Source organism: Nonomuraea sp. LPB2021202275-12-8 (assembly GCF_037044575.1).
GTDB lineage: Bacteria > Actinomycetota > Actinomycetes > Streptosporangiales > Streptosporangiaceae > Nonomuraea.
On sequence record NZ_JBAHWD010000004.1, the window covers coordinates 430,749 to 451,502 of the forward strand.

Annotated in this window: 14 protein-coding genes; 10 read left to right on the top strand and 4 right to left on the bottom strand. The window is 70.5% G+C overall.

Features of this window, described 5'->3' with window-relative positions; genetic code table 11:
* Window positions 1-8: 8 nt before the first annotated feature.
* A complete protein-coding gene (locus tag V5E28_RS10635) occupies window positions 9-4,274 on the bottom strand; it encodes a HAMP domain-containing protein (protein WP_336206332.1) in 4,266 nt (1,421 codons plus the stop codon).
* A gap of 131 nt (window positions 4,275-4,405) precedes the next feature.
* On the opposite strand from V5E28_RS10635, the gene V5E28_RS10640 reads away from it, so the two are divergent.
* The 10 genes from V5E28_RS10640 to V5E28_RS10685 all read left to right on the top strand — a co-directional run bounded on the left by V5E28_RS10640 (window position 4,406) and on the right by V5E28_RS10685 (window position 17,153).
* On the top strand, window positions 4,406-5,584 hold the full coding sequence (locus V5E28_RS10640) for a PP2C family protein-serine/threonine phosphatase (protein ID WP_336206333.1): 1,179 nt from the start codon (window positions 4,406-4,408) through the stop codon (window positions 5,582-5,584).
* Window positions 5,585-5,615: 31 nt separating this feature from the next.
* Window positions 5,616-6,119, top strand: a complete 504-nt coding sequence (locus V5E28_RS10645; protein WP_336206335.1) for a MarR family winged helix-turn-helix transcriptional regulator — start codon at window positions 5,616-5,618, stop codon at window positions 6,117-6,119.
* 153 nt (window positions 6,120-6,272) lie between these two features.
* The gene (locus V5E28_RS10650; RefSeq protein WP_336206337.1) at window positions 6,273-7,322 is read left to right on the top strand and encodes a glucose 1-dehydrogenase; all 1,050 of its coding nucleotides are present in this window, start codon (window positions 6,273-6,275) and stop codon (window positions 7,320-7,322) included.
* 422 nt (window positions 7,323-7,744) lie between these two features.
* Complete coding sequence (locus V5E28_RS10655) at window positions 7,745-8,665, top strand: ABC transporter ATP-binding protein (RefSeq protein ID WP_336206339.1); 921 nt, start codon at window positions 7,745-7,747, stop codon at window positions 8,663-8,665.
* A 28-nt stretch (window positions 8,666-8,693) separates the two neighbouring features.
* Window positions 8,694-9,479 (top strand): ABC transporter permease, encoded by a 786-nt coding sequence (locus V5E28_RS10660; RefSeq protein ID WP_336206341.1) that lies wholly within the window; start codon window positions 8,694-8,696, stop codon window positions 9,477-9,479.
* 39 nt (window positions 9,480-9,518) lie between these two features.
* The gene (locus tag V5E28_RS10665; RefSeq protein ID WP_336206343.1) at window positions 9,519-10,796 is read left to right on the top strand and encodes a sensor histidine kinase; all 1,278 of its coding nucleotides are present in this window, start codon (window positions 9,519-9,521) and stop codon (window positions 10,794-10,796) included.
* Complete coding sequence (locus V5E28_RS10670) at window positions 10,793-11,458, top strand: response regulator transcription factor (RefSeq protein WP_336206346.1); 666 nt, start codon at window positions 10,793-10,795, stop codon at window positions 11,456-11,458. The genes V5E28_RS10665 and V5E28_RS10670 overlap by 4 nt, the downstream gene beginning before the upstream one ends.
* 174 nt (window positions 11,459-11,632) lie before the next feature.
* The gene (locus tag V5E28_RS10675) at window positions 11,633-14,521 is read left to right on the top strand and encodes an ATP-binding protein (protein WP_336206347.1); all 2,889 of its coding nucleotides are present in this window, start codon (window positions 11,633-11,635) and stop codon (window positions 14,519-14,521) included.
* Between the two features lie 305 nt (window positions 14,522-14,826).
* The gene (locus V5E28_RS10680) at window positions 14,827-15,282 is read left to right on the top strand and encodes a MarR family winged helix-turn-helix transcriptional regulator (protein ID WP_336206349.1); all 456 of its coding nucleotides are present in this window, start codon (window positions 14,827-14,829) and stop codon (window positions 15,280-15,282) included.
* 116 nt (window positions 15,283-15,398) lie between these two features.
* Window positions 15,399-17,153 (top strand): MFS transporter, encoded by a 1,755-nt coding sequence (locus V5E28_RS10685; RefSeq protein WP_336206351.1) that lies wholly within the window; start codon window positions 15,399-15,401, stop codon window positions 17,151-17,153.
* 120 nt (window positions 17,154-17,273) lie between these two features.
* Here V5E28_RS10685 and V5E28_RS10690 read toward each other — a convergent pair whose 3' ends face one another.
* The 3 genes from V5E28_RS10690 to V5E28_RS10700 all read right to left on the bottom strand — a co-directional run bounded on the left by V5E28_RS10690 (window position 17,274) and on the right by V5E28_RS10700 (window position 20,579).
* A complete protein-coding gene (locus tag V5E28_RS10690; RefSeq protein ID WP_336206352.1) occupies window positions 17,274-18,167 on the bottom strand; it encodes a discoidin domain-containing protein in 894 nt (297 codons plus the stop codon).
* A 12-nt stretch (window positions 18,168-18,179) separates the two neighbouring features.
* A complete protein-coding gene (locus V5E28_RS10695) occupies window positions 18,180-19,748 on the bottom strand; it encodes an alkaline phosphatase D family protein (RefSeq protein WP_336206354.1) in 1,569 nt (522 codons plus the stop codon).
* Window positions 19,749-19,841: 93 nt separating this feature from the next.
* Entirely contained in the window at window positions 19,842-20,579 is a 738-nt protein-coding gene (locus V5E28_RS10700; protein ID WP_336206355.1) for a DeoR/GlpR family DNA-binding transcription regulator, read from the bottom strand.
* Between the last annotated feature and the right edge of the window lie 175 nt (window positions 20,580-20,754).

Consider the following 20,754-nt stretch of genomic DNA (forward strand, 5'->3'; position numbering starts at 1 on the left):
CGAGACGGCTAACGCGTGAGCCACCGCTGGATGAGACCCAGGAGATGGTCCGCGTCGACGGGCTTGGTGACGTAGTCGCTCGCCCCCGACGCCAGGCTCTTCTCCTGGTCGCCCGGCATCGCCTTCGCCGTGACCGCGATGACGGGCAGCTCCGCGTATTCGGGCATCGCCCTGATCGCCGAGGTCGCCGCGTAGCCGTCCATCTCCGGCATCATCACGTCCATCAGCACGATGTCGACCTCTGGGTGCGCGATCAGCATGTCGATGCCCTTGCGGCCGTCCTCGGCGTGCAGGACCCGCATGCCGTGGATCTCCAGGATGCTGGTCAGCGCGAAGAGGTTGCGGGTGTCGTCGTCGACGACCAGCACCGTACGGCCCGCCAGCGTGCCGTGCTCCTCCTTCCGTGCCGGAGCGCGCTCCACCTCCGAACGCACCAGGGGCAGCACGTCGCCCGGCTGCTCGGCGGCCAGGTGCAGGGCGATCCGCTCGCGCAGCTCGTCCAGGCTCGACAGCAGCTCCAGCGGCTGGGAGTCGGCGCGGGCCTGCAGCTCCAGCTCCAGCGTCGCGTCCATCCGCCAGTTGTTGTAGGCCAGGATGGGCACGCCCCGCAGCGCGGCGTCGCCGTCGATCGCTTCGAGCAGGCCGAAGCCCGCCCTGCCCGGCATGTCGAGGTCCAAGACCAGGCAGTGGCAGGGTTCGGCGGCGAGCGTGGCCGCCGCCTCCTGCGCGCCCGCCGCCGTCACGAGTTCGATGGGGCCGTGGGCGTCGCCGACGTCGCGGCCGGCCAGGTCCGCCAGGACGCTCTCGGCCACCAGTGACAGCAGGCCGCGCTGCCGTTCCTCCACCACGAGCAGCCTGCGCTGCTGTTGCTGGGGGCGGGCCGGGGGCTGGTCGTGGTGGCTGTCGGCCCGGTGGATGACCTCGCCGTACACCACGGACGGCGCGGTCGGACCGGCCGGCTGCTCGGTGAAGTCGGGCCTGGCGACCGGCAGGAACAGCGTGAACGTGCTGCCCTGGCCCGGCGTGCTCTGCGCGCTGATCGCGCCGCCGAGCAGGTAGGCGATCTCGCGGCTGATGGACAGTCCGAGCCCCGTGCCTCCGTACTTGCGGCTGGTGGTGCCGTCGGCCTGCTGGAACGCGCCGAAGATGACCTCCAGCTGCTGCTCGGGGATGCCGATGCCGGTGTCGATGACGCGGAAGGCGACCGCCTGGCCGTGCGGCCGCACGGAGGCGGGCAGCTGCGCCGAGGGGGCGGGTTCGATGCGCAGCTCGACGCTGCCGGTCTCGGTGAACTTGACGGCGTTCGACAGCAGGTTGCGCAGCACCTGGCGCAGCCTGGAGTCGTCGGTGACGAGCCCGTCTGGCACGCCGGGCGCGGCAGTGATGCGGAACTCCAGGCTCTTGTCGGTGGTCATCGGCAAGAACGTGGCCTCGACGTATTCCAGGAGCTGGCGCAGCGACACCCGCTCGGGGCTGATGTCCATCTTGCCCGCCTCGACCTTGGACAGGTCGAGGATGTCGTTGATGAGCTGCAGCAGGTCGGAGCCGGCCGAGTGGATGACGCCGGCGTACTCCACCTGCTTGGCCGTGAGGTTGCGGGTGGGATTCTGGGCCAGGAGCTGGGCCAGGATGAGCAGCGAGTTGAGCGGGGTGCGCAGCTCGTGGCTCATGTTGGCGAGGAACTCGCTCTTGTACTTCGAGGCCAGCGAGAGCTGCTGGGCCCGGTCCTCCAGCTCCTGGCGGGCCTGCTCGATCTCCAGGTTCTTGGTCTCGATGTCCTGGTTCTGGGAGACCAGCAGCGCCGCCTTCTCCTCCAGCTCTGCGTTGGAGCGCCGCAACTCCTCCTGCTGGGTCTGCAGCTCCTCCGAGCGGGCCTGCAGCTCGGCGGTCAGCCGCTGCGACTCCACCAGCAGCTCGTCGGTGCGGGCGTTGGCGACGATGGTGTTGACGTTGACGCCGATCGTCTCCATGAGCTGGTCCAGGAAGGTCCGGTGCACGGGAGTGAACGCGTACAGCGAGGCCAGCTCGATGACACCGAGCACCTGATCCTCGACCACGATCGGCAGGATCATCAGCGAGGTGGGGACGGTCTCCCCGAGCGCGGAGGAGATCCGGACATAGCCGGGCGGGATCTCGTCCATGGCGACCGTGCGGCGGGTGAGGGCCGTCTGGCCGACCAGCGACTCGCCCAGCCGGAACCGGGTGGCGCCCTCGCCCGCCGGGTAGCCGTAGGCGCTGATGAGCCGCAGCTCGTCGTCGACGGCCAGGAAGAACGCGCCGTACTGGGCCGCGACCAGCGGCGCCAGCTCGTTCATCACCAGCTCGGCCACCACGGACAGGTCCCGGTGGCCCTGCATGAGACCCGACATCCGGGCCAGGTTGGACTTGAGCCAGTCCTGCTCCTGGTTGGCCCGGGTGGTCTCGCGCAGGGACTTCACCATCGAGTTGATGTTGTCCTTCAGCTCGGCGACCTCGCCCGAGGCGTCGACCCTGATGGAGCGGGTCAGGTCGCCGGAGGTGACGGCGCTGGTGACCTCGGCGATGGCGCGGACCTGGCGGGTGAGGTTGCCGGCCAGCTCGTTGACGTTCTCCGTCAGCCGCTTCCACGTGCCGGAGACGCCCTCGACCTCGGCCTGGCCGCCGAGCCTGCCCTCGCTGCCGACCTCGCGGGCGACCCTGGTCACCTCGGCGGCGAACGAGGACAGCTGGTCGACCATCGTGTTGATGGTGGTCTTCAGCTCCAGGATCTCGCCCCGCGCGACGACGTCGATCTTCCGGGTGAGGTCGCCCCTGGCGACGGCCGTGGTGACCTGGGCGATGCTGCGCACCTGGTTGGTCAGGTTGTCGGCCATGGAGTTGACGTTGTCGGTGAGGTCCTTCCAGGTGCCCGCGACGTTGGGCACGCGGGCCTGGCCGCCGAGCTGGCCCTCGGTGCCGACCTCGCGGGCCACGCGGGTCACCTCGTCGGCGAACGCGGACAGCGTGTCCACCATCGTGTTGATCGTCTGCGCGAGCGCCGCGACCTCGCCCTTGGCCTCCACGATGATCTTCTGCGACAGGTCGCCCGCGGCCACCGCGGTCGCCACCTGGGCGATGCTGCGCACCTGGTTGGTCAGGTTGGAGGCCATGAAGTTGACGTTGTCGGTGAGGTCCTTCCAGGTGCCGGAGACACCGCGCACCGTGGCCTGGCCGCCGAGCTGGCCCTCGGTGCCGACCTCGCGCGCCACGCGGGTCACCTCGTCGGCGAACGCGGACAGCTGGTCGACCATCGTGTTGATGGTGTCCTTCAGCTCCAGGATCTCGCCGCGGGCGTCGACCCTGATCTTCTGCGACAGGTCGCCCTTCGCGACGGCGGTGGTGACCTCGGCGATGCTGCGCACCTGCGCGGTGAGGTTGTCGGCCATGACGTTCACCGACTCCGTCAGCGCCTTCCAGGTGCCGGAGACGCCCTTGACGTCGGCCTGGCCGCCCAGCCGCCCCTCGGTGCCGACCTCGCGGGCGACCCTGGTGACCTCGTCGGCGAACGAGGACAGCTGGTCGACCATCGTGTTCAGGGTGTTCTTCAGCTCGAGGATCTCGCCCCGCGCGGAGACGGTGATCTTCTGCGACAGGTCGCCGCGGGCCACCGCGGTCGCCACCTGGGAGATGTTGCGCACCTGGGCGGTGAGGTTGCCCGCCATGTAGTTGACCGAGTCGGTCAGGTCGCGCCAGGTGCCGGCCACGCCCTTGACGTCGGCCTGGCCGCCGAGCTGGCCCTCGGTGCCGACCTCGCGGGCGACCCTGGTGACCTCGTCGGCGAACGAGGACAGCTGGTCGACCATCGTGTTGACGGTGTTCTTCAGCTCCAGGATCTCGCCGCGGGCGTCCACCGTGATCTTCTGCGACAGGTCGCCCTTCGCGACGGCGGTGGTGACCTCGGCGATGCTGCGCACCTGGTCGGTCAGGTTGCCCGCCATCGCGTTGACGGACTCGGTCAGGTCCTTCCACGTGCCCGACACGCCCGGCACGTCGGCCTGGCCGCCGAGTCGCCCCTCGGTGCCGACCTCGCGGGCGACCCTGGTGACCTCGGAGGTGAACAGCGACAGCTGGTCGACCATGCCGTTGAAGACCTGCGCGATCTCGCCCAGGAGACCGTCGGCGTCTCCGGGAAGCCGCGTGCCGAAGTCGCCGTCCCTGACGGCGGTCAGTCCGGCCAGCAACTGCCGGAGCTCGAGCTCACCCGCATCGCCCACCTGCCGTGTCCCCGACCGGCTGCCGCTCACTGTGTCGACCATCCCCTCGGTATCTTTGCCATGGGGCAAACATATGGCCTGGAAACTAGCGCAGGAGACCGCCCCCCGCCAACCTCGGCGAACCAGACGGTCCGCCAGGGTCATCCACCTCACTCTCGGGAATACTTGTGCCCATGCGAAACGGCCTGGAAGCCGTCTATCAGGCGATAAGCGAGGCCGCGCCGTACGCACTGGCGGAAGCGGCGCGTGACGCGCTCATCGCCCATACCGCCGCGCAGGACGTCGAGCTTCTGCTCGCCGACTACGCCCTGGCGGAGCTGCGCCCCGTTCTGGACCCGGCGCTGCCGGGGGCGGGACGGACCCGCGTCGACGGCGGCGAGGCGGGCCGCGCCTTCACCTCCCAGCAGCCGAGGTGGGAGCAGGTCTCCAGCGTCCTCCACCTTCCCGTGGCGGCGCACGGCGAGCGCTACGGCGTCCTCAGCGTCCACCTGCCCGACCGGCCGGGGCCCGGCGAGATCCGCGAACTCGGGGACGTGGCCGCCGCCCTGGTGCCGGGCCTGCGCGGCGCGGACAGCCTCACCGACCGGTACAAGCGGGCCCGCCGCCTGGAGCGGCTGACCATGGCCGCGGAGATGCAATGGGACCTGCTGCCGGGCTCCGGCCACCACGGCAACGGCTATCGGGTCGCCGGCCAGCTCGAACCGGCCTACGCGGTCTACGGCGACAACTTCGACTGGAGCTGCGCCCCCGAGTCGCTGACCGTCTCGATCACCAACGGCATGGGCGACGGCATGCGCGCCGCACTCCTCACCATGCTGACCGTCACCGCCCTGCGTAACGCCCGCCGCTCCGGAGCCGATCTGACGGAGCAGGCCGGACTCGCCGACGAGGCGGTCTACGCGCGTTTCGGCGGGCTGGAGTACGTCTCGACCCTGCTGCTGGACTTCGACGCCGTCACCGGCCGGCTGGCCATCGTCGAAGCCGGGTCGCCCCGCATGCTGCGCCTGCGCGGCGCCGACGTCGAGACCATCGAGCTGGACCGGCAACTGCCCCTGGGCATGTTCGGCAACACCGCCTACACCGAGCAGTCTCTGACGCTCCGGCCAGGCGATCGACTGGTCGTCGTCAGCGACGGGGTGTACGGCGCGCGCTCGTCGGCGGATGCGGGATTCGGCGACGAACTCATGGAGACGGTCGTCAGATCCACCCGGCTGCAGCCCGCCGACGAGGCCGTCCGGACGATAGTCCGTGGCATGCTGGCATTCAGGAAAGGCGTGGACGTCATCGACGACGCGGTCGTGGTGTGCCTCGATCGGACCGCCCGAGAAGAGCCCGGAACGCCTTCCGTGTGACGTGCTTCCGGCCCGAACTTGGATCTGCTGCATGAACGACCATCGTGAGCTCCGTCACCTCGAACCCGCGGTCGGCGGCGTGGAGAGCGCCGCCGCCGCCCTGATCGCGCTCTGGGCCCGGTCCAGGCACTCCGCGGCCTCCAACATCTCCACCGCCCAGCTTCAGGCGCTGCTCAGCATCGAGTCTCATGAGCAAGTCAGCCTCGGTCAGCTCGGTGAGGCGCTGGGCGCGCTGCCGTCCTCCACCAGTCGCCTGTGCGATCGGCTGGAGGCGACCGGATGGGTGCGCCGCTCGATCGCCAGCGACGACCGGCGGGAGGTGACCATCCGCCTCACCGCCTCCGGCAAGGCCCTGCTGGAGGAGCTGCGCGCGCGACGCCGCGACGACCTGGCCCAGGTCATGGCGGAGATGCCGCCCGCGGCCCGATCGGCTCTGCTGCGGGGGCTGCGCGAATTCACCGCGGCCGCCGACCGGGTGACCGAGCAGCGCTCCGACGAGAACTGGACGATCATCGCCGGCCGCCTTCTCGCCTGACCCGTGCTGAGGGGCCCCGTCGCCCGTCGAAGGTGGATGCGAAGCTTTCGCAATGAATCATCACAGTGCGTATCGAGAAGAGTGCGACGGGTAGATGTGGACTTAATGGGATTAGTCTGCATAAAGCGGGCACTGCGCGACGGGAAGACGGCGATGAAGGCGATCACGGTCATACCGGGTCGGCCCGGCCAGGTGCGGGTCAGCGACGTCGACGAGCCACGGCCGGGGCCCGACGACCTGCTGGTGGAGGGCAGGCTGCTGGGCATCTGCGGCACCGACACCGACATCGTCGAAGGGCAGGGCTACGGCTGGCCGCCTTCGGGCCGGGACCGGCTGGTGATCGGTCACGAGTCGCTCGGCACCGTGCTCCAGGCGCCGCCGAGCACCACGTTCGCCGAAGGCGACCTGGTGGCGGGCATCGTACGGCGCCCCGACCCGGTCCCGTGCGAGCCGTGCGGGCACGGCGAGTGGGACTTCTGCCGCAACGGCCGCTACACCGAGCGCGGCATCAAGGAGCGCGACGGCTACGGCTCGCAGCGCTGGGTCGTCGACACCCACTACGCGGTCAAGCTCGACCCCGCGCTGGGAGACTGCGGGGTCCTGCTGGAGCCCGCGTCGGTGCTGGCCAAGGCGTGGGAGCAGACCGAGCGCATCTTCGCCCGCGCCACCTGGCGGCCCAGGGTGGCCCTGGTGACGGGCGCCGGCCCGATCGGCCTGCTGGCCGCGATGATGGGCGTCCAGCGCGGCCTGGAGGTGCACGTGTTCGACCGCGCGGACCGGGGGCCCAAGAGGCGGCTGGTCACGGACCTGGGCGCGACCTTCCACGTCGGCGACGTCGGCGGCATCGGCATCGCCCCCGACGTGGTGATCGAGTGCACCGGCTACGGGCCGCTGGTCTTCGAACTGGCCGAGATGGTCGCGCCCGACTCGGTGATCTGCCTGACCGGGATCTCTCCCGACACGCGCCAGGTCGAGGCCGGGCTCGACGAGATCAACAAGCAGATGGTGCTGAACAACACGGTGATGTTCGGCTCGGTCAACGCCGCCCGCCGCAACTTCGAGCAGGGGGCCGACGCCCTGGCCAAGGCCGACCTCGGCTGGCTCAAGCGAATGATCACCAGACGGGTGCCGATGGACGGGTTCGTCGACGGGCTGCACAAGCAGCCTGACGACGTCAAGGTCGTCGTCGACCTCCAGGCCTAGCCGTACGGGACGAAATCCGGTTGTCGGTCTTCCGGGGCGGTCTCGACAATCGCCGGCATGGCAGCTGCGCTCACGGCGGAGCAGGTCGAGCAGTTCGTCACCGAGGGCTTCGTCCATCTTCCCGGGGGCCTGAGCGGCAACCTGCTGAGCCTGCGGGACAGGCTGGTCAGCGTCGGGGCTCCACGGGGGTCTCGGAGCACGCCTGTCGCCGCGTCCGCGGAGCGACCGGTCCCGCCGCTCTCCCCGGTCCCCTCGTCCGGACGGCGATCCACCGATCGGTGGATCGCCTCCACCGCTTGGTCGGGCCGACGTGCCCGCCGTTCGGCAGGTAGGTCCAGTCCACTGGTCGGTGTTCGCGGAGTGCCGGTTCCAGGAGGGTGAACATGGCCGATCGCCGATGGGCCAGACCCGAAAGGACGCGCATGCCACCAGTGATCGAGGTACGCAAGCTCCACAAGCGCTATGAGGACAAGGTCGCGGTCGACGATGTCTCGCTCACCGTCCAGGAGGGTGAGATCTTCGGCATCCTCGGCCCGAACGGCGCCGGCAAGACGACGACCGTGGAGTGCATCGAGGGCCTCCGCACGCCGGATCGCGGTGAGATCAGGGTGCTCGGGCTCGACCCCCTGAAGGACCGCGCCGAGCTGACCCGGCGGCTCGGCGTCCAGTTGCAGGCCGGCCACCTCCCCGAGCGGCTACAGGTCGCCGAGGCACTGGAGCTCTACAGCTCCTTCTACCCCCAGCCCGCCGACTGGCGCGCGCTGCTGGACGGCCTCGGCCTGGCGGACAAGGCGAAGACCAGGTACGCCAAGCTCTCCGGCGGCCAGAAACAACGGCTCTCGATCGCGCTGGCACTCGTCGGCAACCCCCGGGTGGCGATCCTCGACGAGCTCACCACCGGTCTCGACCCGCAGGCCCGGCGCGACACCTGGGACCTGATCGAGGGCGTGCGCTCCCGCGGGGTGACGATCGTGCTGGTCACCCACTTCATGGAGGAGGCCGAGCGGCTGTGCGACCGGCTCGCGCTGATCGACGCCGGCCGCGTCGTCATGGTGGACACCCCCACCGGTCTGACCGAGCGGGCGCACATCGAGCAGCGGATCCAGTTCCGCCCGTCCAGGCAGATGGACGACCGCCTGCTGACGAGCCTGCCCGACGTCTCCAGCGTCACCCGCCAGGGCGAGCTGGTCATCGTCAACGGCAACAGCGACGCGCTCAACGCCGTCACCACCGTGCTGGCCCGCAACCAGATCGTGGCCGAACGGCTGCGCGTCGAGCAGGCGAGCCTGGAGGACGCGTTCGTCCAGCTGACCGGCAAGCGCCTCGAACCCGGCCCCCGGTAACGCCTCACAGAGAGAGGACCCCATACCCATGTCAGCCCTGCGCACCGCCGCACCCCCCGTCACCGCCGAGCGAGGTTCCGCGACGTGGCGGCTCATCAAGACCGAGAGCACGTTGTGCGTCCGGGACAAGGTCGGCCCCCTGTGGGGTATCGGCTTCCCGCTGGTCCTGCTGATCATCCTCGGCAGCGTCCCCGATCTGCGGGAGCCGGTGGAGGCCGGCGGCGGCCTGACGTACTTCGACCTCTACGTCCCTGTCCTGATCCTGTTCAATCTGGCCATCCTGGCCACGGCCTCCCTGCCGACCACGCTCGCGGGATACCGGGAGAACGGCGTGCTGCGGCGCATGCGGACCACGCCGGTCGGCCCGGCCCGTGTGCTCGCCGCCCAGCTCGTGGCCAACTTCGCCATCGCGGTCGTCGCGATGGTCCTGTTCCTCGCGGTGGCCCGGTTCGGCTTCGGCGTCGACCTGCCGGAGCACCTTCTCGGTTTCGCCCTCGCCTGGCTGCTCGCGGCGGCCGCGCTGCTCGCGATCGGCCTGCTGATCACCGCCCTCGCGCCCGGGCGTGGCCCGGCCACGGCGATCGGCACGGTGCTGTTCTTCCCGATGATGTTCTTCGCCGGACTGTGGGTGCCGATCTCGCAGATGCCGCCGCTGCTGGCGAACATCGCCCACTACACCCCGCTCGGCGCGGGCATGGGGGCGTTCCAGGACGCGTACCTGGGTCACTTTCCGTCCGCCGTGCCGCTGTTGACCCTGGCGGGCTATGCGGTGGTGTGCGCGTTCGTCGCGGTCCGCTGGTTCCGCTGGGAATAGACGCCGGCAATAGACACTGGGAATAGAATCTCGCGGAGAGTGGGAGTTTTGAGCAGGAAGACTTCGCAACAGCCGCCGTTCCTTCTGGTCAACGTGGTGCCGTACGCGCTGCTGGCGCTCCTCGTCGCGATCCTGGTGATCGTGGAGGACTGGGCGGGCGGCACCTTGCTCATCGACCTCGGCCTGTGCGGGCTGGCGGCCGCGTGGATGCTCGGCATGTTCACCCTGCGTCCCGGCTGGTGGGAGCGGCCGCGGATCATGGGGGTGTTCGTCGCGGGGCTGCTCGTGATCACCGCGGTCCTGGTGGCCCGTCACCCCGTTTTCGGGCTCTTCACCCCGGCCGCCTACATCTACTCCTTCACGGTCCTGCGCTGGCCGTGGCGGCTGCTGGGCGTGGCCGCCGCGGCGGTCGTGGCCGGTACGGCGCAGGCGTCCGGCATCCCCAAGACGGACGCGCTCGGCCTGACGATGTACGTGATCATCGTCGCCTTCAACATCGCCATGATGTGCGGCTGCGCCTGGGTCCTGCGGATCGCCGAGAAGGAGGAGGAGCGGCGCGAGCAGACCCTCGAAGAGCTGAGCCGGACGAACCGGCTGCTGGAGGCGTCGCTCGCCGAAAACGCCGGCCTGCACGCCCAGCTGCTCGCCCAGGCCCGGGAGGCGGGGGTCCTCGACGAGCGCCAGCGGATGGCCCGCGAGATCCACGACACCCTGGCGCAGGGACTCACCGGCATCATCGCGCAACTCCAGGCGGCCGAGCAGATGCACGAGGTCCCGGAGCCGTGGCGCCGGCCCTTCGACGCCGTCAAGAACCTGGCGAGGGAGAGCCTGGCCGAGGCGCGGCGCTCGGTCGACGCGCTCCGGCCCGAGCCGCTGCAGACCGCGCGCCTGAGCGACGCGCTCGCCGACGTCGCCGACCGGTGGTCGAAGTTGCACGGGCTCGCCGTTCAGGTCACGACGACCGGTACGGCGCGGCCGATGGCGCCGGAGGCCGAGTTCGCGCTGCTGCGCACGGCGCAGGAGGCGTTGGCCAACGTGGCCAAGCACGCCCACGCGACCAGGGCCGGGGTGACGCTGTCCTACCTGGAGCACGAGGTTGCGCTGGACGTGCGTGACGACGGCAGGGGCTTCGATCCCGCGGGTCTCGAGGCCGGCACGGCCGGAAACGGCGCGTCCACCGGCGGAGGGTTCGGCCTGACCATCATGCGACAGCGGGTCGAAGGGCTGTCCGGGAGTCTGCGGATCGAGTCCGAGCCCGGCGTCGGCACCGGGATCTCGGCCTGCGTCCCCACCCTGCCGGTCGGGAGCCACGCATGACCGATCCCACGGCCGAGCCTCCGATCCGGCTGCTGATCGCCGACGACCATCCCGTCGTCAGGGATGGACTGAGCAGCATGTTCGCCTCCGCGCCCGGATTCGAGGTGCTGGGCGAGGCCGCCGACGGCGCCGCAGCCGTGCGGCTCGCCAGGGAGCTGCAGCCCGACGTGATCCTGATGGACCTGCGCATGCCCGGCATGGACGGACTGACCGCGATCACCGAGCTGACCAGGCTCGGCGTCACCGCGCGCGTGCTGGTTCTGACGACCTACGACACCGACATCCACGTGCTTCCGGCGATCGAGGCGGGGGCGACCGGCTACCTGCTCAAGGACTCTCCCCGGGAGGACCTGCTGCGAGGTGCGCGGGCCGCGGCCAGGGGCGACAGCGTGCTCTCCCCTTCGGTGGCGGCACGGCTGATGAACCGGGTCAGGACGCCCGCCCCCCAACTGCTCAGCCAGCGGGAACTCGAGGTCCTCGAACTCGTCGCGGCCGGGAACACCAACCGCGAGGCGGCCGCCCGGTTGTTCATCACCGAGGCCACGGTCAAGAGTCACCTTCTGAACATCTACGCCAAGCTCGGGGTGAAGGACCGCGCCGCCGCCGTCACCGAGGCGTTCAACCGACGGCTGCTCGTCCCGCGAACGCCTGAGGAAACCTGAGTGACAGGTGCTCGCGCTGAGCCCGGGGGTCGCCTGACCGGCCGGAACGTGCAGGTCGAGGTGTTCGTGGCGTATGAGACATTTGTTGCCAAATGCCCGCAATGAGACGGTAGTGACAACCGGCATCGATCGCGGCTTGAATGTCCTCGAACCAACGAGCAGGGGACCGGTGACGTGGATCCGCAGAGCAGCATGGCCGCCGGGCAGGTCGTCTCGCCGACCCTGGTCGGCCGGAACGACGAGCTCGCGACGTTGCTGTCCGCGGTAACCAGGTCCCCTGCCGTGGTGGTCATCGAGGGGGAGGCCGGAATCGGCAAGACCCGTCTGGTCACCGACATGGCCGCCCGCCCCGAACTCGCCGGGCATCGCATCCTCGTCGGCGGCTGCGGGCGCATCCGCGAACCGTTCCCGCTCGGGCCGATCCTCGACGCCCTGCGCGGGATGGCCGCGTACCTGGTGCCCGAGGACCTGTCGCCCCTGACGGGGGTGCTGCGCCCGCTGATGCCCGAGCTGGCGCCCCTGCTGCCGGCGGCGCCCGAGCCGCTGGACGACAGGGCCGGCGAGCGGCACCGGGTCTTCCGCGCGCTCGCCGAGGTCCTCGGTTCGCTGGGCCGCGCGGTGCTGGTGGCCGAGGACATGCACTGGGCCGACGAGCAGACCGTGGACTTCGTCGGATACCTGCTCGCCGATCCACCGCCCGAGCTGTCCGTCGTGATCACTTTCAGGGGCGAGGAGGTCGGCCTCGACGTCCGGACGCTCACGACGCGGCTCCCCGGATCGATCACCCGCGCCCACATCATCCTCAAGCCGCTCGACGTCGAGCAGACCAGTGTCATGATGGCCGCCATCCTGGCCGCCGATCGGGTCTCCGAGGAGTTCGCCGAGTACCTGTGCGAGCGGACCTCCGGCCTGCCCCTGGCGATCCAGGAACTGCTCGCGTTGCTGCGCGACCGCGGCACGCTGATCAGGCGGGGCAGCGGCTGGGCCCGCAAGACCATCGACGAGCTGAACGTGCCCGCAGGCGTGCGCGACCTGGTCCTGGAGCGGGTGAGCCGCCTGTCGCCCGGCGCGCGGGCGGTGGTCGAGGCCGCGGCTGTGATCCAGGTGGCCGTGCCCGTCTCCGTGCTGGTCGCGGCGTGCAGGGTGGGGCGGGAGGAGGCGCTGGAGGGGCTGGTCGAGGTCCTGCAGTCGGGGCTGATCGCCGAGCGGTCGGAGTCGGTGGGCTTCCGGCACATACTGGCGGCGCAGGCGGTGTACGAGAGCATCCCGCTGCCCCGGCGGCAGTCGCTGCACGGCCGGGCCGCCACGGCGGTCGAGGCGCTGCGACCGGTGCCGCTCGGCCAGGTCGCCCACCACCTCCGGCACGCCGGCCTGCTCGACGCCTGGGTGGACGCCGCGGAGAAGGCCGCCGATCAGGCCTCCGAGCTGGGCGACGACACCGAGGCCGCGCACCTGCTCGGAGAGGTGCTGGGGCACGCGAACCTCGACGACGAGCGGCGTTCCCTGCTCGCGGTGAAGCTGGGCTGGGCGGCCACCCAGCTCATGCACGCCCCGAACGTGATCGACCTGCTGGCGAACGTCCTGGCGCAGGATCCGCCGAGGGAGGTGCGCGGGCAGTTGAGATTCCTGCTCGGCCTGCTCTACGAGCGGCAGGGCGTCGAGCCGGTACGCCAACGGCGGATGATGGCCGAGGCGGTCGAGGACCTGACCGGCCATCGCCCCGACCTGGCGGCCTGGGCGATGGCCGGGCTCGGGGTCCCGGCGGTTCCGGGCATCCCGCTGGCCGAACACGTGACCTGGCTGGACCGGGCGCTGGAGAACGTCTCCGCCATCGAGGACCCGGTGCACACCGTCTTCGTGCTCGGCAAGGTCGCCATGGTGCTGACCTCGATCGGCGACCCGCGCTGGGCCGGGCTCACCGACCGGATCCTGGAGATGACCGGCCGGTCCCCGAAACGCCGCCGGGAGGTGAACGCGTACTACTCGATCGGCCAGGAGGCGTGCTTCGCCGGACGGCACGAGATCGCCGAACGCCTGCTCACCGCCGCGCTGGGGGCCGCCGACGGCTGCGACAGCACGCGCGAGACGGAGTTCGTCTGCCGCACCGGCCTCGCGCTGGTCGCCTTCTGCCGCGGGTCCTGGGACGGGCTGGACAAGGAGGCCGCCTTCCTGGTGGAGCGGCTGCACGACCGTCCGCAGGACAGCATGGTCGTGGAGGCGGTCGCCGCCTGCCTGGCCCTGGCGCGCGGCGACGCCGGCACCGCCCGCGGGGCGCTCGGCGACGTGACCCGCCGGGCGACCTCCATCGGCGCTCTCGACCTGTTGCCGCTCCCGGCCGGCGCGGGCATCCGGCTGGCCACGGCGCAGGGCGAGCCCGAGGCGGCGATCGAGGCCACGGCCGAGGCGTTCGCCGTCTGGGAGGCGAAGGAGCTGTGGCCGCTGGCCGTACGAGCGCTGCCCGCCCTGGTCGAGGCCCTGGTCGCGGCGGGAAGGCAGGCCGAGGCCGGGGAACTGGTCGAGAGGTACGAGCTGGCGCTGCGCGGGCTGGACGCGCCGCTCGCTCCCGCCGCGCTGTGCCACGCCCGGGGCTTCCTCGCCGAAGGTACGGCCGCCGCCGATCACTTCCTGTCCGCCGCGGACTCTTACGGCCGGCTGCGGTGCCGCTACGAGGCGGCACAGGCAGGGGAGGAGGCCGCCAAGCGACTGTTCGAGCTCGGCGACATCCGAGCGCGGCAGACGCTCGAGGTCGCGATGGCGGCCTACGAGGACATGGGCGCGCGCTGGGACCTCGATCGTGCCGCCCGCGTCGCCCGGCAGCAGGGGCTGTCCTCGCCCGCCAGGCATCGTGGCGGCACCCGCGGCTACGGGCCCTCCCTGTCCCCGAGGGAGCTCGAAGTGGCCAGGCTCGCCGCGACGGGGATGACGAACAAGGAGATCGCCCGCGAGCTCTTCCTGTCGGCCAAGACGGTCGACAAGCACCTGGGGGCGGCGCTGCGCAAGCTCGGGCTGCACTCGCGCGCGGCACTCGCCAACCACCTGCGTGACGAGGTCGGCTCGATCTAGCGGTGTGTCGCTTGAATAGCGATCTGTTGTAGGTGGGTGGGATGGTTGTCGTGGGCTGCGGACGGTGTTTCGAACGCCGAGATCGCTCGTCGGTGCGCGTCCACGCCGAAGTGTCTCCCAGCGGACAAGCCACCCTCCACCGGATCACCGAATCCGCGACACCACCAGGGCGTTCGCGGGCGGCCGTCGCTCGGGCGGAGGACGAAGATGCGTCGTACATATAATGTGTCATATGCACATTGCGTGTATGATGCATGTTCGCTTGGCCGGTGCGTGGGCCTGGCGCGCGGGAGGAGAGGTCGGTCATGGACAGGTCCGCACGCTCGATCGAGTACGAGACCATGCTGCTCGGGCGGCACCGTCAGCTGACCGCGCCCCGGCTCCGGCGTGACGGCGACCAGCTGGACCGCAGTGCCTACATCCTGCTCAGCCGCCTGGAGATGGACGGCCCGATGTCGATCGGGCAGCTCAGCGACGCGTTCCGGCTGGACCCCTCGACTCTCAACCGGCAGACCTCCGCCATGATGCGCGCCGGGTTGCTGGAGCGCATACCGGACCCCGAGGGCGGCATCGCCCGCAAGTTCCGCGTCACCGCGGAAGGCGGGCATCGCCTCCGGAGCCAGCGCGAGCGGAACGTCCGCGGCCTGGAGAAGGTGCTCTCGGGCTGGACGCCGGAGGACGCCGCCACCTTCGCCGCCTTCCTCAAGCGGTTCAACTCCGACATCGAGCGGCTCGAAGGGCGTTCCTGGCCCCGTCCGTGAGCTGAATCCGGGTCACCGTGGCCCAGGTGCGAGCATCGATGTGCATCATGCACAAGTTGTGCATGAAACACATCGTGTGTAGAGTGCATCCGGATAAATGGTAAATAGGGGGATATATGGTGCACTCTGCGCCCAGTGAACGCTCTGGCAGCGGGATCGTCAGCGTGCTCGCGGTGGCCGGCATCGTCGGCTCGCTCATGCAGACCCTGGTGGTGCCGCTCGTCGGCGAGCTGCCACGGCTGCTCGACGCCACCGCGGCCGACACCTCCTGGGTGATCACCGTCACGCTGCTGGTGGGTGCGGTCGCCACCCCGGTGGTCGGCAAGCTCGGCGACCTGTACGGCAAGCGGCGCATGATGCTCGCCTGCTCGGTGCCGCTCATCTTGGGCTCGGTGGTGTGCGCGCTGGGCGGCTCGCTGATCCCGATGATCGCCGGGCGCGGCCTGCAGGGGCTGGGCGTGGGCATGATCCCCCTCGGCGTGAGCGCGCTGCGCGACCTGTTGCCACCCCAGCGGGTCGGCCCGGCGATCGCGCTGATGAGCTCGTCGATGGGGATCGGCGGCGCGCTCGGGCTGCCCATCTCGGCGGCGGTCGCGGAGTACGCCGACTGGCGGATGCTGTTCTGGGGCGCGGCCGGGCTCAGCCTGGTCGTCGCGGTGTTGATCTGGTTCCTGGTGCCGGCCACGCCCGCGCGTGCCGAAGGCCGCCTGGACGTCGTCGGGGCGATCGGTCTGGGCGCCGCCCTGGTCTGCCTGCTGCTGGGCGTGTCCAAGGGCGCGGACTGGGGCTGGGGGAGCGGCACCACGCTCGGGCTGCTCGGCGCCGCCGTCGTGGTCCTGGTGCTGTGGGCCCTCTGGGAGCTGCGCGTCCGGGATCCGCTGGTGGACCTGCGGGTCACCGTCCGGCCTCAGGTGCTCTTCACCAACCTCGCCTCGGTCCTGATCGGCTTCGCCATGTACGCCCAGTCGCTGGTCGTCATGCAGATCCTGCAGCTGCCCGCGGCGACCGGTTACGGCCTGGGCCAGTCGATGCTGGCCGCCGGGCTCTGGCTGGCTCCGTCCGGGTTGATGATGATGGCCGTCTCCTCGCTCGGCGCTCGCCTGTCGGCCGCCCGCGGCCCCAAGACCAGCCTGTTCCTCGGCGGCCTGATCATCGCGCTCGGATACGGCGCGGCCTTCGGCCTGATGGGCTGGACCTGGGGTCTGATGATCGCCAGTTGCGTCGGCAACATCGGCGTCGGTCTCGCCTACGGTGCGATGCCCGCGTTGATCATGGGCGCGGTCCCCAGGACCGAGACCGCCTCCGCCAACAGCTTCAACACGCTGATGCGCTCCATCGGCACCTCCGTGTCCGCCGCCGTGGTCGGCGTCGTGCTGGCGCAGATGACCGTCACGATGGGCGGCCACCCCCTGCCCTCCGAGGCCGGCTTCCGCACCGTCCTGCTGATCGGCTGCGGCGTCGCCCTGGTGGCCGCGTTGGTGACCCTGACGATCCCCAGGCAGCAGGGCGACGCCGAGCCCGCGCACCACGTCCCCGCCGAAGCGGCCCGGCCGGCCGCCCCGGTGTCCCGGGCCGCGCGGATCGGGCACGAGGAGCTGGGCCCCTGGGAGGACGCGTTCCGCTCGTACGACGGTCCCGGCCCGGTGGGCGCTGCCCGTTCCCAGGCCCCGACGGCCCCCTTCCTCCAGCAGAACGAGAGCGGCAGGCTGTCCGCCGACGAGCGGGCCGAGCTGTTGTGGCTGCGCAGGGAGACGGAGGATCTGCGCAGGGCGAACGGTGACCTGCGCCGGCAGAACGGGGAACTGCGCCAGGAGCTCGACCTGCTCCTGCAGGGCGCGTCCGCCTGGATCAAGAACCTGACGGATCGATGAGCCCCGCGCCGACGCCGCCCGAACCGGGGAGTCCGGTTCGGGCGGCGTCGGCGACCGCGTCCCGGCCGTCGCCTCCCTCGCCCTGACCGGGCTCGGGCCGGACGTGCGTGGGCCGCTCGGTCAACGGGCCTCGACCTCGATGATGCGGGTGTAGTCGTTGGCGCCGTTCGAGGCCAGGGCGACGATGCGGACCGCGTCCGCGCTGACGGGCGCGAAGTCCGACCGGGCGTTGCCCGCGGTGTTGCCGCGCACCTGCGCGACCGTCTGCCACTGGCCGCCCACTTGGGCCTGGACGTCCCAGTCGCGCAGCCCGTGCATCGCGGCGGGATAGCGTTCGGTGTCGATCGTGTACAGGTCCACCCGCGAGATCTGCTTGGCCCCGCCCAGCGCGATGGCCACGGTGTCCGGCCAGGTCCTGCTGGTGGCGTCGTTCCAGCCGTTGCCGCCGGCCCAGCCGTTGGACGAGCGGTCGCCGTCGGCGATGCTGCAGGGCGGGTAGTTGGCGTTGAGGTGCTGGGAGGAGGCGGTGACGGGGCGCCGGAGCGCGAGGTTGCCGCCGTTGTCGAGCTGGTCCACGTCGACCACCTCGACCGGCACGGACAACGTCTTGGCCGAGGTCCGCAGGCGCAGGGAGTACACGCCCTTCTCGGTGTCCGGTGGCACCGCGACCAGCAGTTTCGCGCGGACCTCGTAGCCGGGCGGCAGGTAGCTGGACAACATCGAGCGGGAGGCGCTGAGCGGCTGGTCGAGCTCCACCGACATGGTGGCGTACTGGGCCTTCTTGGCGTCGCTCCGCATGCCGATCTGGATCTTGGCGGGGCACGCGGGGTCCACGGCGAGTGGTGCGATGAGCCGCTCGGCGCCCGCTGTCGGGGTGAGGGTGCCGGTGCCCTTGGAGGTGCCCGGCTTGACCTTGACCGACACCGATTGCGGGGGTTCGGGCGTCGGGCTCCAGGCGGCGGCGGTGAGTGTGGCGGTGGCGACGACGGCCAGCGCGGCGGTGAGGTGACGCATGATCGTTCCTTCCTAGAGCGCGTGCAGTCCGGGGTCGCCGTCGAGGGTGACCATGCTCGCCCTGGTGGAGACCGGGGCGCCGGGCCGGTCCACGTAGGGGACGACCTTGAAGTCGGCTCGCCACTGGTTGCGGGTGACCTCGCACGAGACGTAGCCGCGCTGGTAGCTGGAGAACTTCAGGTGCGGGTTGGCCGGGTCGCTGCCGCCGGGCGGCAGGCCGGTGTTCGGGTTGCCGTTGCCGCCGCTGCTGATGGACGTGCCGACCAGCTCCACGCCCACGGTGCGCGAGGCGGGGTCGTCGAAGTTCGCCTTGAGCTCGCCCGCCAGGTTGTAGTGGATGTCGCCGGTGAGCACCACGGGGTTGCTCACCTGGCGCTCGATCATGCCGTTGATCAGGCGATCCTTGGCGCCCTTGTAGCCGTCCCAGAGGTCCATGCTGAGCCGCTGGGCGGGGCCGGGGTCGTAGTCGAGCTGGATCATGGCGATCTGCTGGGCCAGCACGTTCCACTTGGCGTGGGAGGCGCCCAGGCCGTCGAGCAGCCACTTCTCCTGCTCGGCGCCGAGCATCTGCCGGGCGGGGTCGAGGCGGTCGGCGCAGTTCACCTGCTGCCCGTCGCCGCAGACCTGGTCGTCGCGGTACTGCCGGGTGTCGAGCACGCTGAACTCGGCCAGGTCGCCGAAGGTGAACCTGCGGTAGATCCGCGCGTCCGGCCCCTGCACGGCGGGCACCCGGATGGGCATGTTCTCCCAGAAGGCGCGGAAGGCGTTGGCGCGGATCACCATGTAGTCCTGCTCGGTCACCTCGCCGCCGGGACCGTAGGGACCCGCCCAGTTGTCCAGCACCTCGTGGTCGTCCCAGGTGACGATCCACGGCGCCCGCTGGTGCGCGGCCTGCAGGTCGGGGTCGCTCTTGTAGAGGCCGTACTGGACGCGGTAGCGGTCGAGGGTGTCGCACTGCACCCGGAACTGCTCCGGCACGGGCGTCTGACGGTTTCCGCCCGTCGGAACGATGCCGTACTCGTAGATGTAGTCGCCGAGGTGGAAGACCACGTCGGGCTCCTCCTCGGCGAGGTGGCGGTAGGCGCTGTAGTAGCCGTCCTGCCACGACGCGCACGAGGCGAAGGCGAGCCGTAACGCCTCGGGGCTGCTGCCCGGGGCGGGGGCGGTCTTGGTGCGGCCGACCGGGCTGATCTCACCGCCGGTGCGGAAACGGTAGAAGTACTCGCGGCCCGCCTTCAGGCCCTTGGCGTCGATGTGGACGGAGTGGCCGTACTCGGGGGCGGCCCAGGCCGAGCCGTGCCGGGCGCGCCGGGTGAACGCCTCGTCCTCCGCGATCTCCCAGTCGACCTTGATCTTGTTGAACGGCAGCCCGCCGAGCGGCTCCAGCGGATCGACCGCCAGCCGCGTCCAGAGGATCACCCGGTCGGACAGCGGGTCGCCGGAGGCGACACCGAGCCGGAAGGGGTAGTCGCCCTTCACGCCGGCTTGGGCGGTCCAGGGGTCGGCCAGGTTGGTGGTGAAAGCGAGGGCGAGCGCGGAGCCGCCGAGCGCGAGGAAAGAACGCCGCGAGGGGGGATGCATGCTGCTTCCTCAGGTGGGGGGCGAAAGCCCTCACTTTGTAGCAAGCAGCCAGACTCTTAACAAGATCTAAGTTACAAATAACATCCGTCACTGTTAAATCTGGGCCACCTGGACGTGCGCGTGATGGTCGCGGAGCCGCTGGAGCAGATCGGCGGGAGCGTTCGCGTCGACCACGACGACGTCGAAGTCGTCAAGCGGCGCCACCCGGTGCAGCGCCACCCGGGCCAGCTTGGAGCCGTCCACCGCCAGGATGCGCCGGGCGGCCGCGCCCAGCATCGCCCGCTTCACCAGGACGATCTCCTGCTCCTGGTGGAAGGCGTACTTCTCGGAGATGGCCGAGGTGGAGACCACGACCACGTCCGTGCTCACCGCCTCGATCGCGTCCACACAGCCGAGGCCGAGAAAGGAATCATGCGTGGCGTGATATTCGCCGCCGAGTGCGATGAGCCTGATCTCGGGGTGGCCGGCCAGCAGCCTGATCGCCTCCAGGAAGTTCGTCACCACGGTCAGCGGCGTAAGCTCGCCGAGCTGGCGGGCCACGGCGAGCGCCGTCGTCGAGTCGTCGAGCATGACCGAGCTGCCCGGCTCGATCAGCTGCGTCACCACGCGCGCGATCGCGTCCTTCTCCGCCGTGTGGGCCTTGAGCCGGTAGGCGATGTTGCTCTCCCACACGTTGCTGGCCTGGGCCGTGGCGCCGCCGCGGACCTTGCGCACCATGCCCTGGCGCTCCAGCTCGTCGAGGTCGCGGTGGACGGTCATCACGCTCACGCCGAAGCTCTCGGCGAGCTCGGTCACAGAGGCGGAGCCCTGGCGGACGATCTGCTCGGCCATGTCGTGCCAGCGTGCCGATCTGCCAGAGGTGTGCGGCCGCGAAGTCACCTGAGTCTCCACCCTGCTCGGACGGCTGCGGATCGTACTCTTGACACCCATCTTGGGCGGCTCGTACTCTCCCCACATCCATCAGTTTTAACAAATTCGACTGTTAAGTTAACAAACTCTTTGCATG